Raw genomic sequence first — 14,498 nt, 5'->3', positions numbered from 1 at the left:
TGGCCACGCACGCGACGTTCACCCTGGCCACCGGGTGCGGGGTCTACTTCGCGGACCCGCACAGCCCCTGGCAACGCGGCACCAACGAGAACACCAACGGCCTCGTGCGCGACTTCCACTCCAAGGGAACTGACTTCAACCAGGTCAGCGACGAGGACATCGCCGAGATGGAACGCCTCCTCAACATCCGACCCCGACAGACCCTCGACTGGGACACCCCCGCCGATAGGCTCCGCGAACTACTGGATGTTGCACCGACCACCTGAGGCCGCCGCGCGGACCAGGTGCTTTTCCCAGCAATTGCGCAGTTCCGCGCACACCCGCGCCAGGCAGGTCATCTGCGAGCAGCGTCAGTCGGTCCGCAGGCTGGCGCGCAGCGTGCGGTGCACGCCGGTGGGGGTGAGGACGCCGAGGAAGCGGACGCCGTCGCGGATACCGATCATCGGGCGGTCGTCGCGGAGCATGGCGGCGAGCGCCTCCTCGAGGGTGGCGCCGACGTCGACGGCGGCGCCCAGGTCACTCGCGCGTACGCCGTCGAGGGGCTCGAGCAGGGCGGGGTCGACGGTGGTGACGCGCAGCCGGCGCAGGCCGCTGGTGGAGCCGACGAAGTCGGCCACGAAGTCGTCCGCGGGGTGCGCGAGCAGGTCGGCGGGGGTGGCGTACTGCGCCAGGCGCCCGCCGGCGCCGAACACGGCCACCCGGTCGCCCAGGCGCACCGCCTCGTCGATGTCGTGGGTCACGAGCAGCACCGTCTTGCCCAGGTCGCGCTGCAGGCGCAGGAACTCGTCCTGCAGGCGCAGCCGCACCACCGGGTCCACGGCACCGAACGGCTCGTCCATCAGCAGCACCGGGGGATCGGCCGCCAGCGCGCGAGCGACGCCGACCCGCTGTCGTTGGCCGCCCGAGAGCTCGTGGGGGTAGCGCCCGGCGTGCACCGCCGGGTCCAGGCCGACCAGCTCGAGCAGCTCGCGGGCGCGGTCCGCGTCCGCGCGGCGGCCGCGGCGCAGGCCACGGCCGAGCATCCGCGGCACCGTCATCACGTTCGCCTCGACCGTGCGGTGCGGGAACAGCCCGACCTGCTGGATGACGTAGCCGATGCTGCGCCGCAGGGCCACCGGGTCGGCGTGGGTGACGTCGTCCCCGTCGACCTCGATGGTGCCGCTGGTCGGCTCGATCAGCCGGTTGACCATCTTCAGCGTGGTCGACTTGCCGCAGCCCGAGGGACCGACGAGGCAGACCAGCTCGCCGGCTCGGACCTCGAGGTCGAGGTCCTGCACGGCGCGGGTGCCGTCGGGATAGGTCTTCGCGACACCCGTGAGCCGGATCATCGCGGGAGGCGCCGGGGCGTCCGGAGTGCCGGTAGCGTCCATGCGGTGACCCTACTGGCGGCCGGCGCTCCCGTGCAGGAGGCGAGCGGGCCCACCTGCTACAGCCAGCTGCGCAACGACTGGTTCTGCTGGGACTACGTCGTGGACCGCCGCGAGGAGCTCCTCGACGCGACCACCCAGCACCTCGCCATCACCCTCGCCGCGCTGGCGCTCGCGGTGCTCGTGGCGCTGCCGCTGGGGCTGGTGGCGCGCCGCTACCCGCGCCTGGAGTCCACCGTCCTGGGGGTGAGCACCGGGATCTACACGATCCCCTCGCTCGCGCTCTTCCCGCTGTTCCTGCCCTTCACCGGGCTGTCGGCGACCACCGTGGTGCTCGGGCTCGCGCTCTACGCCCTGACGGTGCTGGTGCGCGCCGTGCTGGACGGCCTGCGCTCGGTGCCCGAGGACGTGCGCGAGGCGGCGCGCGGGCTGGGCCACGGGCCCACCCGGCTGCTGCTCGGCGTCGAGCTGCCGCTGGCCCTGCCGGTGCTGATGGCCGGGCTGCGCGTCGCCGCGGTCTCGACGGTGGCGCTGACGACCGTCGGCACCCTGGTGTCGTACGGCGGGCTGGGCAACCTGATCGCGCACGGCGTCGCCCGCGACTTCCGCGCCGAGCTGCTGACCGCCTCGGTGCTGTGCGTGCTGCTCGCGCTCCTGCTCGACGCCGTGATCGTGGTGGCCCAGCGGCTGCTGACGCCCTGGACCAGGGGAGCCCCGGGGGCAGGCTCGTGAGGATCCTCGCCGACACCTGGTCCTACCTCAGCGACCCGGCCAGCTGGACCGGCGGCGGGGGGATGCTGGCGCTGCTCGTCGAGCAGCTGCTGCTCAGCGTCACCGCGCTGGTCGTGGCGGCACTGATCGGGTTGCCGGTCGCCCTCGCCCTCGGGCACCTGGGCCGCGGCGGTTTCCTGGCCGTCAACGTGTCCAACGTGGGGCGCGCGGTCCCGACCTTCGCGCTCCTGGCGGTGCTGGTGACCGCGGACTGGCCGGGCACGGCCACGCTGGGGCCCTACGGCCGCGCCGGGCTGGCGACCCTGATCGCGCTCACCCTCTTCGCGCTGCCGCCGATCATCACCAACGCCTACGTCGCGGTCCGCGAGGTGCCCGGCGACGTCGTCGAGGCGGCACGGGGGATGGGGATGACCGGCTGGCAGGTCTTCACCCGCGCGGAGCTGCCCCTGGCCCTGCCGCTGGTCGTCTCGGGGCTGCGCCTGGCCCTGGTGCAGGTCTGGGCGACCGCCACGATCGCCGCGCTCGTCGCCGGACCGGGCCTCGGGCGGGTGATCACCGACGGCTTCGCGGCCAACGACTACGGCAAGGGCATCGCCGGGGCCGTGGTGGTCGCCGTCGTCGCCCTCGTGCTGGAGCTGCTCTCGGCGCTCGCGCAGCGCCTCGCCACGCCGCGCCAACGTCAGGCGCGGGGGCGGACAGTGTCGGCGGACGCCCCTAGGGTGGAGAACCCGGCCGGGTAGCCCGGTCGCTTACCGCGCGAGGTGGACCCATGCACGCACGCCGATCACTGCTGTCGCTCGCAGCCGTTGCTGCGCTCGCCCTCTCCGCAGGGTGCGCCGGCGACGACCTCGCCGACGACGACACCACCTCCTCCGAGTCGCCCCAGGCCGGGGGAGAGGTCACCATCGGCACCCAGAACTTCGACGAGGCGGTCCTGGTCGCGGCGATGTACGAACAGGTCCTCGACGACGCCGGCTACAACGTCACGGTGAAGGAGGTCGGGCGCCGCGACATCTACGTCAACCAGATGCCCGACCAGGTCGACATCGCCCCGGAGTACGTCGGCGGCATCACCGACTTCATGAACACCACGGCCAACGGCGCGGACGCCGAGCCGATCACCACCAGCGACACCACCGAGACCGTCGACGCGGTCACCCCGCTGCTCGCCGACAAGGGCCTCACCCTGCTCGAGCCGTCGCCGGCGACCTCCCAGAACGCCTACTTCGTGACCCAGGAGCTCGCCGACAGCGAGGGCATCACCGCGCTCTCGGACCTGGAGGGCCGCTCGGTGGTCCTGGCCGCCGCCGAGGACTGTCCGGGACGCAGCGACTGCGAGGCCGGCCTGATCGACACCTACGGCATCGACGTGACCGAGGTGCTGCCGCTGGGCTTCGCCTCCCCGCAGACCTTCAAGGCGGTGCTGGACGGCGAGGCCGACCTGGGCCAGACCGGCACCCTCGACGGCACCCTCGACGACCAGGGCCTGGTGCTGCTCGAGGACGACAAGGGCATCCAGCCGGCCCAGAACCTCGTCCCGCTGGTCAGCGAGACCTTCCTGGAGGAGCACCCCGACGTCGAGGAGCGCCTCGACGAGCTGATGGCCTCGCTCGACAACGACACCCTCGGTGAGCTCATCGCCCGGGTCACCGTCGAGCGCGAGCAGGCCGACGACGTCGCCGAGGAGTGGCTGAAGGAGCAGGACCTGATCTCCTGACCCCGGTGCTGCAGGGCGCCGCGGGGCCGGGTGCGGCCCTGCGGACGGCTCAGCGCTCCTCGGGGTGCAGCCGCAGCGCCGCGGGGTCGACGCTGCCCGGGTCCAGCACCGGTACGTCGATGCGCACGTGGTCGGCCTCGGGGACCCGGTCCAGCGGGCGTCCCAGGTCCCGGGCGTAGGTCACGACGGCCGCGGCCTCCTCGCGGCGGTCCGCCACGACCAGCCATCCGACGAGCCGGAAGACCGGCGCCATCCGGGTGCCGGTGATCGGCCACCGCTCGTCCCAGAAGTGGGCGACGCCCTCGCGCAGCTCCTTCCACCACTGGTCCTCGCAGCCGGGGATCTCGGTGAAGTAGCGCGCCAGGTCACCCGGCAGCACCCGGTTGCGGAAGACCCGGGTGACCGTCGGTGAGCCGTGGGCCTCGACGGAGTCCAGGCTCATCTGCTTGGTGCGCCACCGGTCGCGCAGGTCCGCCAGGGTGGCGCGCTGCTGGGTGATGGAGCTGCCGTCCTCCCGCACGCGCCAGTGGTAGACGACCTCGGGGATCACCGTGAACCGGCGCGCGCGCAGGTAGGCCTCGGTCGTGGCCGGCTGGTCCTCGTAGCGCAGCCGCTCGGGCCAGTGCAGCTCGCCGGAGGCGACGAAGTCGCGGTGGAAGAGCTTGTTCCAGGCGAAGACGTCGCCCAGGATCTCGGGGTGCTCCTCGATGGCGACGGTGCGCCGCTCGCGGTGCAGGCGCCGCATCCAGGGCAGCGGGACCAGCTCGGCGGCGTCGCCGTCGCCCTGGAGCCGCTCCACGCCACCGACGACGAGGTCCGCACCGTCGGCGCGCTGGGCCTCCACGAGGTGGGCGATCGCGTCCGGGGGCAGCAGGTCGTCGGAGTCGGCGAAGCCGAGCAGCTCCCCGCGCACGTGGCGCATGCCCTCGTTGCGGGCGCCGCCCAGGCCGCGGTTGGCGATGTGCAGCACCCGCACCCGCGGGTCGCGGGCGGCGTAGGACTCGGCGATGTCGCCGGAGGAGTCCGGAGAGCCGTCGTCGACCACGACGACCTCGAGGTCCTCGAAGCTCTGGGCCAGGATGCTGTCCAGGCAGGCGGGCAGGAACGCGGCCACGTCGTAGGCCGGAACGACCAGGCTCACGACAGGGTTCCGAGAACGGCGGCGGAGCAATCTCACGTCACGCAACCTACCGGTGGAAGCGGAGATGGCCGCCTCGCGCGATACCGTCCATGGTCGGTTCTCGCAGTCTTATCGAAGAGGTCACATGTCCCCGCTCCCGTCCCTGCCGGAGTCCCGTGACGTCGTACGACGCGCGGCTCGCGCGGCTCGGTCCCTCCGCGCGCGCACCGTCGCCACGGCGTCCTCGGCGAGGCGCCGAGCCCAGAGCAATCCCGCGGGCACGGCCGACGTCGACGAGACCTCGACCGACGCGATCCTCCCCGGCACCCCGGGCTACCCCTTCGTGCGCACCTACTGGGCACTGGGACGCCAGCTGCTCGGCGCCGACGTGCTGCCCCGCACGCCCGCCGAGGTGCGCTTCGACCCCGACGTGCTGGACGCGATGGCGGCCAGCACGCGCCGCGCGACCGGGTACGCCGTCCTCGCCGAGCGCCTGATCGCGGGCGACTCGCCGGCCCGCGCCCAGATCGCGGCCGCCCGGGCGCTGTGCGCCCGCGGCCTGGACCACCACGCCCGCGCCCTCGCCGTCGGCATGCAGCACCAGCCCCAGGGCGAGACGCTGCGCGCCATCACCGAGGCCATCGCCCTGCTGACGGTGATGGGCCACCCGGACGCCGCCTGGAGCAGGTTCGCCGACCTCGACGACGCGCTGCTCGCCGACGTCGCGCCGGTCGAGGCGATGACGGCCGCGATGTCGCTGGGCACCGTGGCCGGCGACGAGCGGGCGTGCGCGATCGCCGCCCTCGCGGTCGCCGACACCAGCCACGACGCCCAGGTGTGGATCGAGATCGCGGGCCGCCTCGTGGTCCTCGGTCGCACCGACACCGCCGCCGAGGTCGCCGCCGCCGCGCGCGGCCGCGCCGCCGAGCTGTCCGAGCGCGACCTCGAGACCCTCGACAACCTGCGTCGCTGGACCGAGCCGGCCACGGCCGAGGGGCTCCCCGCCGGCACCATCTCGGTCGGCCTGATCAGCTACGACCAGCCCGACCTCGAGCGCGCCTCGCGCAACGTCGGCGACTACGTGCAGACGCTGGCGCTGCTGGGCAACCTGGCCCGCTTCCGCGGCACCCGCTTCACCGGCGAGGGCGGGCTCGGCGAGCTCGCCACGGAGGTGCAGGCGCGGGTCCGGCCCGAGCTGCAGCTCCCCGGCGGTGACGCCGAGGTCCGCCTGGTCGAGGTCAACCGCGACTTCAGCGTGGGCGACCCGCTGCCGCCCGACACCTGGACGGTGGTCTTCGGCTGGCACATGCACCCGTCCTTCCAGGTGCGCTACGGCATGCCGTACCACCCGCACGTCAAGCCGATCTTCGTGTCCTTCCACGTCAACGACATCGCGCTGCTCGACGAGGAGACGCTGGACTACCTGCGCGCCCACGGCCCGATCGGCTGCCGCGACTGGACCACCGTCGACCTGCTGCTCTCCGCCGGCGTCGAGGCCTTCTTCACCGGCTGCCTGACCACCACCTCCGACGCCGTCTTCCCCGACCGCGCCAGCGGTGACGGCAACCGGGTGGTCGGCGCCGTCGACCTGCGCCCGCGCCAGCTGCAGCGGATGCAGGGGCCCTACGAGATCGTGCGTCACGACGGCCCGGAGTACCGGATGATCGGCCTGGTCGACGGCGTGCACGCCGCGATCGACCTCCTGGCCGACTACCAGCAGCGCTTCCGGCGCCTGGTGACCAGCCGGCTGCACTGCTACCTGCCGGCCTCCTCGCTCGGCGTGCCGACCCGCCTGCTGCCCCCGAAGACCGGCGACGTGCGCTACGACGGCCTGCTCGGCATGCGTCCCGACAGCCCCGAGCTGCTCGGCATGCGCGAGAACATCCGCGCGCTGATCGCCGGCGCCTGGGAGCTGGTGCTCGCCGGCGAGCCGGAGGAGCGCATCCGCGCCCACTGGCGCGAGGTGACCGCCCCGCTGGTCGACGAGGCCCGCGAGCGGCTCGCGGCGCCGCTGGCGACGCCGCTGGAGGACTTCGACGTCGAGGCCGCCGTGGCCGCCGTACGCGCCCGGGCCCGCCGTCGCGGCCCCCACGACCGGGTGGTCGAGGGTGAGGTCACCGACATCGCGATGAGCACCGACGCGAACTTCCGCGACATCGTCCCGGTCGCGCTGGCGACCCTCGTCGAGAACGCCTCCGGTCCGCTGCGCCTGTGGATCACCACGCGCGAGGTGAGCACGGCCTACGAGGAGTGGCTCTCCGAGTCCTTCCCGGACGTCGCGATGACGTTCCTGCCGTGCGACGACATCGACTACGGCGAGGTCTCGCGGATGATCAAGCACATCACCGTGGCGACCATGGACCGGCTGCTGCTCCCCGAGCTGCTCGAGGACCTCGACCGGATCACCTACGTCGACGGCGACACCGTCGTGCAGGGCGACGTGTGCGAGCTCGCGCGCACCGACCTCGAGGGGCACCCGCTCGCCGCGCGCTCCAGCTTCGTCACCCAGGCGCTGCACTGGCGCCACGCCGGCAACGACCTGTCCGCCCCGGCCGCCTCGGACCTGCGGCGTGCGATGGCGGCACGCCACCCCTTCGGTGCGCGCACCTTCAACGCCGGCGTGCTGGTCCTCGACCTGGCCCGCCTGCGTGCGGACCGGTTCAGCCACGAGTTCATCGCGATGGCGACGGCGTACGGGCTCAACGACCAGGACGTCTTCAACGCCTACGCCGGCGCCGAGCGCGCCGAGCTGGCACCGGAGTGGAACGCCTGGCCGACCTACGACCGTGTCGGCGACGGCGGCATCGTCCACTACGTCGGGTCCGGCAAGCCGTGGTCGGACCTCCCGGTCCCGGAGGGCGAGCGCTGGCGCGCGAGCGCGGCCCGGTTCCGCGACCGCCGGGGGCACGCCCCCGCCTGAGCGCGCCGCCCCCGGCCGGGCCCCACGGGTCCGGCCGGGGCCGCGTGTCCCAGGTCACGGACCGCGCCGTTCACAGTCGGGAAACACGCGCGTACATTCCTTGTTGCCCTGGTGCATGCTTCAGGTGCGACGCGAGTGGTCACCCGAGCGCGGGGACCCATCGCCACCGCCTGAGCAGCAACGCACGCACCAGTCGCACCACCAAAGACCAGCACAGTCCGAGCATCGTCCGGTACCCGTCCCGGCCTCCGCAGCGCGGAGGTGGCGGAGGGACTGAAACGTAAGGTTCGAAAACCATGACGCAGCCCCTCCGGGTGGGTGTCGTCGGCGCAGGCCGCGTCGGCGCCGTCCTCGCCGCCGCCCTGCGCGGCGCAGGTCACGAGATCGTGGCCGCCGCCGGCGAGTCCGACGCCTCCCGGGGCCGGATCGCCGCCCTCATCCCGGGCACGCCGCTCGAGAAGCCGAGCGCCGTCGCCCGCGCCGCCGACCTGCTGCTGCTCACCGTGCCCGACGACAGCCTGCCCAACGTCGTGTCCGTGCTGGCCGCCAGCGGCGCGCTGCGCGAGGGCCAGTACGTCGTGCACACCTCCGGGCGCCACGGGCTCGAGGTGCTCGCGCCGGCCCTCGCCGTGGGCGCCCGCGTGGTCGCGATGCACCCGGCGATGACCTTCACCGGCAGCGAGCTCGACCTGGACCGGCTCCCCGGCTGCGTCTTCGGCCTCACCGCGGGCGCGGCTGAGCGGGCGCTGGCCGAGTCCCTCGTCGCCGACCTCGGCGGGCGCCCCATGTGGGTCCGCGAGGAGATGCGCACGCTCTACCACGCCGGCCTCGCGCACGGCGCCAACCACCTGGTCACCCTGGTCAGCGAGGCCATGGAGATGCTCTCCGCAGCCGGCGCCGACGACCCGGCGGGCACCCTGCGCCCGCTGCTCTCCGCGGCCCTGGACAACGCGCTCGCCCAGGGCGACGCGGCGCTGACCGGGCCGATCGTGCGCGGCGACGTGCTCACCGTCCAGGCCCACCTGGCCGACCTCGTCGCCAACGCCCCGCAGACGCTGGGCTCCTACCTCGCGCTCGCGCGCGCCACCCTGGCCCGCGCGGTCACCGACGGGCGGCTGCTGCCGATCCGCGCCGCGCGGATCCTGGAGACCCTCGACGACGCCGCCGCCGCGGCTCCGCCGGCCCAGCCCGTCACCGGGACCGGGGTGCGGCTGCCGTGAGCGCTCGTCCCGTCCTCGCGTCCACCCGCGAGGAGCTCGCCGCCCTGCTCGCCGAGGCCCGCGGAGCGGGCCGCCCGGTCGGCCTCGTGCCGACGATGGGCGCCCTGCACGAGGGCCACGCCAGCCTGGTGCGCACCGCCCGCGAGCGGGTCGGCGACGGCCCGGTCGTCGTGTCGGTCTTCGTCAACCCGCTGCAGTTCGGCGAGGGCGAGGACCTCGAGCGCTACCCCCGCACCCTCGACGCGGACCTGGAGGTCTGCGCCCGCGAGGGCGTCGACATCGTCTTCGCGCCCAGCGTCGAGGAGGTCTACCCCGGCGGCGACCCGCAGGTGACCCTCGACCCCGGCCCGCTGGGCAGCGTGCTCGAGGGACGCACTCGTCCCGGTCACTACCGCGGCGTGCTGACCGTCGTCGCGAAGCTGTTCGGGCTGGTCCGCCCGGACGTCGCGGTGTTCGGCCAGAAGGACTACCAGCAGCTCGTGCTCATCCGGCGGATGGTCGCGGACCTGTGCCTGGGCATCGACGTCGTCGGCGCGGAGACCGTCCGCGAGGCCGACGGCCTGGCCCTGTCCAGCCGCAACCGCTACCTCTCCGCAGACGAGCGCCACGACGCGCTGTGGCTCAGCCGCGCCCTGCGCGCCGCGCAGGAGAACGCCCGGTACGGCGCCGCCGTCGCGCTCGACGAGGCCCGTGCCGAGCTGCGCCACGGCAAGCAGGTCGCCCTGGACTACCTGGTGATCACCACCCCCGACCTCGAGGAGCTCCCCGACGACGTCCCGACCGGCACCGAGGCACGCATCCTCGTCGCCGCGCGGGTCGGCGCCACCCGGCTCATCGACAACCTGCCCCTGATCCTGGGGACGGGACCCGGCTCGACCACGTCCGTGGCGGGCACGCACATGCAGAACACCACGCACACCAGGCAGGGAGGCAGCTGATGCTGCGCACCATGATGAAGAGCAAGATCCACCGCGCCACCGTGACGCAGGCGGATCTCCACTACGTCGGTTCCGTGACGGTCGACGAGGATCTGCTCGACGCGGCAGACCTGCTGCCCGGCGAGCTCGTGCACATCGTCGACATCACCAACGGCGCCCGTCTGGAGACCTACACGATCGCCGGCGAGCGCGGCTCGGGGATCATCGGCATCAACGGCGCGGCCGCTCGGCTGGTCCAGCCCGGCGACCTGGTCATCCTGATCGCCTACGGCCAGATGGAGACCGCGGAGGCCAAGGAGTACCAGCCCCGCGTGGTCTTCGTGGACGCCGACAACAAGATCATGGCCACCGGCTTCGACCCGGCCGAGGCGCTGGCGGGCACCGGTCTCGTCCGGGGCGACACCGTCGCCGGCCGGTAGCCTGCCTCGATGCCCACCTCAGCGGTACGCCGCGTGCCGCGCCGGCTGACCGCGCCGGCCCCGGGCTGGACGACCCGCGCGGACGTCGTCGTCATCGGCTCCGGCATCGCCGGGCTGACGGCGGCGCTGCGCCTGCGTGAGCAGGTCGACCAGGTCCTGGTGGTCACCAAGGACCAGCTCGCGGCGGGTTCCACGCAGTGGGCCCAGGGCGGCATCGCGGCGGCGCTCGGACCGGGGGACACCCCGGCCGAGCACGAGCTGGACACCCTCGTCGCGGGGGCGGGCGCCTGCGACCTGGACGCCGTACGCGTCCTGGTGACGGAGGGGCCCGAGGCGGTCCACGAGCTGATCGCGCTCGGCGCGCGCTTCGACCTGGGCCTGGACGGCGAGCTCTCGCTGACCCGCGAGGGCGGGCACCACCGCGACCGGATCGCGCACGCCGGCGGCGACGCCACCGGCGCGGAGATCCAGCGCGCCCTCATCGCGGCCGTGGAGCGGGCCCCCGAGATCGAGGTCGTCGAGCACGCCCTCGCCGTGGACCTGCTGCTCGCCGAGGACGGCGGCGTGGCCGGGGTGACCCTGCACGTGATGGGGGAGGGCCAGCGCGACGGCGTCGGCGCCGTGCACTGCCGGGCGGTGGTGCTGGCCAGCGGCGGCCTCGGGCAGGTGTTCTCCCAGACGACCAACCCGGCGGTCTCGACCGGCGACGGCCTGGCGCTGGCGCTGCGGGCCGGCGCGACGCTGCGCGACCTGGAGTTCGTCCAGTTCCACCCGACCGTGATGTACCTCGGTCCCGACTCGGTGGGCCAGCAGCCGCTGATCTCCGAGGCGGTACGGGGCGAGGGCGCGTTCCTCGTCGACGGCCCGCCGGAGGACGGCGGGCGCCGGATCATGGAGGGCGTCCACGAGCTGGGCGACCTGGCCCCGCGCGACGTGGTCGCCAAGGCGATCACCCGGCGCATGCACGAGACCGGGCGACCACACGTGTGGCTCGACGCCCGCCACCTCGGCGCGGAGTTCTGGGAGCGCCGCTTCCCGACCATCCTGGCCACCACCCGCTCCCACGGCGTGGACCCGGTGCGCAACCTGATCCCGGTCGCCCCGGCCTGCCACTACGCCTCCGGCGGGGTGCGCACCGACCTGTGGGGGCGCTGCGACGTGCCCGGGCTCTACGCCACCGGCGAGGTCGCCTGCTCCGGCGTGCACGGCGCGAACCGGCTCGCCTCGAACTCGCTGCTGGAGGGCCTGGTCTTCTCGCGGCGGATCGCGACCGTGCTGCCCGGCGAGCTCCGGCCCTGGGCCGACCCGGTGGCCGACCTCCGAGCCGCGGGGCTGGCGCCCGGCACCGCACGGACCGAGCTGCAGGAGACGATGACCGCCCGTGCCGGCGTGCTGCGCAGCGCCGACGGGCTCGCCGAGGCCGAGGCCGCGATCCGTCGCCTGGCGGCCGGCGACGACGGCGTGGTCGCCCAGGCCGCGTGGGAGACCACCAACCTGCTCACCGTCAGCGCCGCGCTCGTGGCCGCGGCCCGTGCGCGCGAGGAGACCCGCGGCTCGCACTGGCGCGAGGACCACCCCGAGCGCGACGACGCCCGCTGGTCCGGCCACGTCGACGTCACCCTCGGCGCCGAGGAGGGGGCCCCCGACGTGGCGGTCGCCTTCGTCCCCGGCGCACCCACCGACACCCCCACCCAACCCGCAGGCGGCGCACGATGACCACGCTCCTCTCCACCACCTCCTACGACGCGCTGCCCGGCGACCTGCTCGCCGAGCTCGAGGCCGGCGGGCTGGACCCGCGGGCGCTGCACCAGCAGGTGCTGCTGGCCCTGGCCGAGGACCTGCCCGGCGGCGACGTGACCTCCGAGGCCACGATCCCGGCCGAGGCGCGTGGCGTGGCGGACTTCGCGGCGCGCGAGGAGGGCGTGGTGGCCGGGCTCGGTGTCGCCGCGCTGGTCCTCCACCTCGTGCTCGGCGACGACGTCACCGTCACCGACCGGGTCCCCGACGGCACCCGGGTGGCCCCCGGCGACGTCGTCATGCGCGTCGCCGGCCCGATCCGCGGCCTGCTCACCGCCGAGCGCACCGCCCTCAACTACGCCAGCCACCTCTCCGGGGTCGCGACCGCGACCGCGGAGTGGGTCGACGCGCTCGCCGGGACCGGCGCCCGGGTGCTCGACACCCGCAAGACGCTGCCCACCTACCGCGCCCTGCAGAAGTACGCCGTGCGCTGCGGCGGCGGGGTCAACCACCGCTTCAGCCTCTCGGACCGGGCGATGGTCAAGGACAACCACGTCGTCGCCGCCGGCGGGGTGGTGCCCGCCCTCGAGGCGGTCCGCGCCGCGCACCCCGGGCTGCGCGTCGAGGTCGAGGTGACCACGCTGGAGGAGCTGCGCGAGCTGCTCGAGGTCGGCTGCGAGGAGATCCTGCTCGACAACATGCCGACCGAGACGATGGCCGAGGCCGTGCGGATCACCGCCGGCCGGGCGGTCCTCGAGGCCTCCGGCGGGCTCACCGTCGAGCGGGCCCGCGAGGTGGCCGCCACCGGGGTCGACTACATCTCCGTCGGCGCCCTCACCCACTCCGTGCGGGTCTTCGACCTCGGCCTGGACCTGCGGGAGGAGTGATGCTCCTCGCCGCCGACATCGGCAACAGCCACACGGTCCTGGGGCTGCTGGCCGACGCCCCGGACGGGCCCGGCGGCGAGGTGGTCGCCGACTGGCGGGTGGGCACGGAGGCGCGGCGTACGGCCGACGAGTGGGCGGTGCTGCTGCGCGGGCTGCTGGGCGAGCGCCACGGCGAGGTCGACAAGATCGCGGTCTGCGCGACGGTTCCCGCCGTCCTGCACGAATGGCGCGACATGATCGCGCGGCATTTCCCGGGCTGTCGCCACGTCGTGGTCGAGCCGGGTGTCCGCACCGGGGTCCCGGTCGTGATGGACAACCCGCGCGAGGTCGGCTCGGACCGGATCATCAACGCGCTCGCGGTGGTGACCGAATTCGGCGGCCCGGCGATTGTCGTGGATTTCGGCGGCACGGCGACGACCTTCGACGTGGTGAGCGCGTCCGGGCAGTACGTCGGGGGCGCGATCGCGCCCGGGATCGAGGTCTCCTTGGAGGCGCTCGGACGCCGCGGCGCGCAGCTGCGCCACGTGGAGATCGCCCGGCCCCGCTCGGTGATCGCCAAGAACACCGTCGAGGCGCTCCAGTCCGGTCTGGTCTTCGGCGTGGCCAGCCAGGTGGACGGGATCGTGGCGCGGATGATCCAGGAGCTCGACGCGGACCCGGCCGAGGTCAGCGTGGTGGCGACCGGCTATCTGGCTCCGCTGGTGCTCGGCGAATGTCGCTGTTTCACCGCGCATTCCCCGTGGTTGACGCTGCGCGGCCTGGAATTGGTCTTCGAGCGCAATCGTTGAGAACCGCCGCCCGTATTGGCGCGCCGGCCGCTCGACCAAGTTCGTTCACGACGACCGCTGCGCTGCGGGTGGTCGCGGGCCGGCGCACCCCGCATTGGTGACGGTGTTCCTCGGAGAAGTGATTAATTGCCGGCGGCCCGCGTGCCGTGGTTATGATGCATTTGAATACGGGGACCGTTCGTTTTTCTTCTCCTGAAAGGTCAGGAAATCACGATGGCGCAGAAGATCCATGTTGTGCTCGAGGACGATCTCGACGGCAGCGAGGCCACGGAGACGGTCTCCTTCGGCCTCGACGGGACCAGCTACGAGATCGACCTCAACGATGCGAACGCCCAGGCCCTGCGCGAGGTGCTCGCGCCCTACGTGGGCCACGGCCGCAAGGTGAGCGGTGGCGGCGGTCGTCGCGCCGCACGCCGCGCCAACGGCTCCGGTGGCTCCTCGGGCCCCGCGGCCCGCGAGATCCGCGACTGGGCCCGCGAGAACGGCTACGACGTGCCCGACCGCGGCCGGGTCTCCGCCGAGGTGCGCGAGGCGTACGCCGCCGCGCACTGATCCACCCTTTCCTCCACGGAGCCGCCCCCCGACCTGACCCGGCTCACGGACCTCGGCCCGTCACCTCACGCAGGTGACGGGCCGCCCCGTGTCCGGGTCCT

14 protein-coding genes are annotated in these 14,498 nt (G+C 73.8%); 12 read left to right on the top strand and 2 right to left on the bottom strand.

Features of this window, described 5'->3' with window-relative positions; translation table 11 throughout:
* Positions 1-266, top strand: a 266-nt coding sequence (locus tag HOQ23_RS17750; RefSeq protein WP_172216310.1) for an IS30 family transposase, incomplete at its 5' end; no start/stop codon positions are given.
* 84 nt (positions 267-350) lie between these two features.
* Here the strand turns inward: HOQ23_RS17750 and HOQ23_RS17745 are convergent.
* Complete coding sequence (locus HOQ23_RS17745) at positions 351-1,370, bottom strand: ABC transporter ATP-binding protein (protein WP_253945646.1); 1,020 nt, start codon at positions 1,368-1,370, stop codon at positions 351-353.
* A 3-nt stretch (positions 1,371-1,373) separates the two neighbouring features.
* Here HOQ23_RS17745 and HOQ23_RS17740 point away from each other — a divergent pair, with 3 nt between their 5' ends.
* From HOQ23_RS17740 to HOQ23_RS17730, 3 genes are read left to right on the top strand one after another with little or no spacing between them, the layout of a single operon-like run.
* The gene (locus HOQ23_RS17740; RefSeq protein ID WP_367650563.1) at positions 1,374-2,099 is read left to right on the top strand and encodes an ABC transporter permease; all 726 of its coding nucleotides are present in this window, start codon (positions 1,374-1,376) and stop codon (positions 2,097-2,099) included.
* Positions 2,096-2,839 carry an ABC transporter permease gene (locus HOQ23_RS17735; RefSeq protein ID WP_172216308.1) on the top strand — a complete coding sequence of 248 codons (744 nt, stop codon included), beginning with the start codon at positions 2,096-2,098 and terminating at the stop codon, positions 2,837-2,839. The genes HOQ23_RS17740 and HOQ23_RS17735 overlap by 4 nt, the downstream gene beginning before the upstream one ends.
* 29 nt (positions 2,840-2,868) lie before the next feature.
* Complete coding sequence (locus HOQ23_RS17730) at positions 2,869-3,816, top strand: ABC transporter substrate-binding protein (RefSeq protein ID WP_172216306.1); 948 nt, start codon at positions 2,869-2,871, stop codon at positions 3,814-3,816.
* 49 nt (positions 3,817-3,865) lie between these two features.
* Here HOQ23_RS17730 and HOQ23_RS17725 read toward each other — a convergent pair whose 3' ends face one another.
* Positions 3,866-4,957 carry a glycosyltransferase family 2 protein gene (locus HOQ23_RS17725; protein WP_367650562.1) on the bottom strand — a complete coding sequence of 364 codons (1,092 nt, stop codon included), beginning with the start codon at positions 4,955-4,957 and terminating at the stop codon, positions 3,866-3,868.
* Positions 4,958-5,081: 124 nt separating this feature from the next.
* On the opposite strand from HOQ23_RS17725, the gene HOQ23_RS17720 reads away from it, so the two are divergent.
* From HOQ23_RS17720 to HOQ23_RS17685, 8 genes are all read left to right on the top strand, one after another.
* Positions 5,082-7,856 carry a glycosyltransferase gene (locus tag HOQ23_RS17720; RefSeq protein WP_172216304.1) on the top strand — a complete coding sequence of 925 codons (2,775 nt, stop codon included), beginning with the start codon at positions 5,082-5,084 and terminating at the stop codon, positions 7,854-7,856.
* Between the two features lie 296 nt (positions 7,857-8,152).
* Entirely contained in the window at positions 8,153-9,076 is a 924-nt protein-coding gene (locus tag HOQ23_RS17715; RefSeq protein ID WP_172216302.1) for a Rossmann-like and DUF2520 domain-containing protein, read from the top strand.
* A complete protein-coding gene (gene panC / locus HOQ23_RS17710; protein WP_172216292.1) occupies positions 9,073-10,014 on the top strand; it encodes a pantoate--beta-alanine ligase in 942 nt (313 codons plus the stop codon). The genes HOQ23_RS17715 and panC overlap by 4 nt, the downstream gene beginning before the upstream one ends.
* The gene (gene panD, locus HOQ23_RS17705; protein ID WP_172216290.1) at positions 10,014-10,433 is read left to right on the top strand and encodes an aspartate 1-decarboxylase; all 420 of its coding nucleotides are present in this window, start codon (positions 10,014-10,016) and stop codon (positions 10,431-10,433) included. The genes panC and panD overlap by 1 nt, the downstream gene beginning before the upstream one ends.
* 9 nt (positions 10,434-10,442) lie before the next feature.
* Positions 10,443-12,149: an L-aspartate oxidase gene (locus HOQ23_RS17700; protein ID WP_172216288.1), complete on the top strand. Its 1,707-nt coding sequence runs from the start codon at positions 10,443-10,445 to the stop codon at positions 12,147-12,149.
* On the top strand, positions 12,146-13,057 hold the full coding sequence (nadC, locus tag HOQ23_RS17695) for a carboxylating nicotinate-nucleotide diphosphorylase (RefSeq protein WP_172216286.1): 912 nt from the start codon (positions 12,146-12,148) through the stop codon (positions 13,055-13,057). The genes HOQ23_RS17700 and nadC overlap by 4 nt, the downstream gene beginning before the upstream one ends.
* Positions 13,057-13,845 (top strand): type III pantothenate kinase, encoded by a 789-nt coding sequence (locus HOQ23_RS17690; RefSeq protein ID WP_172216284.1) that lies wholly within the window; start codon positions 13,057-13,059, stop codon positions 13,843-13,845. Before nadC ends, HOQ23_RS17690 begins: the two co-directional genes overlap by 1 nt.
* Before the next feature lie 213 nt (positions 13,846-14,058).
* Positions 14,059-14,397 (top strand): Lsr2 family protein, encoded by a 339-nt coding sequence (locus HOQ23_RS17685; RefSeq protein WP_172216282.1) that lies wholly within the window; start codon positions 14,059-14,061, stop codon positions 14,395-14,397.
* Positions 14,398-14,498 lie beyond the last annotated feature (101 nt).

The organism is Nocardioides sp. zg-DK7169, from assembly GCF_013155365.1.
Lineage (GTDB): Bacteria > Actinomycetota > Actinomycetes > Propionibacteriales > Nocardioidaceae > Nocardioides.
This window is presented reverse-complemented; position numbering and strand designations above follow the sequence as displayed.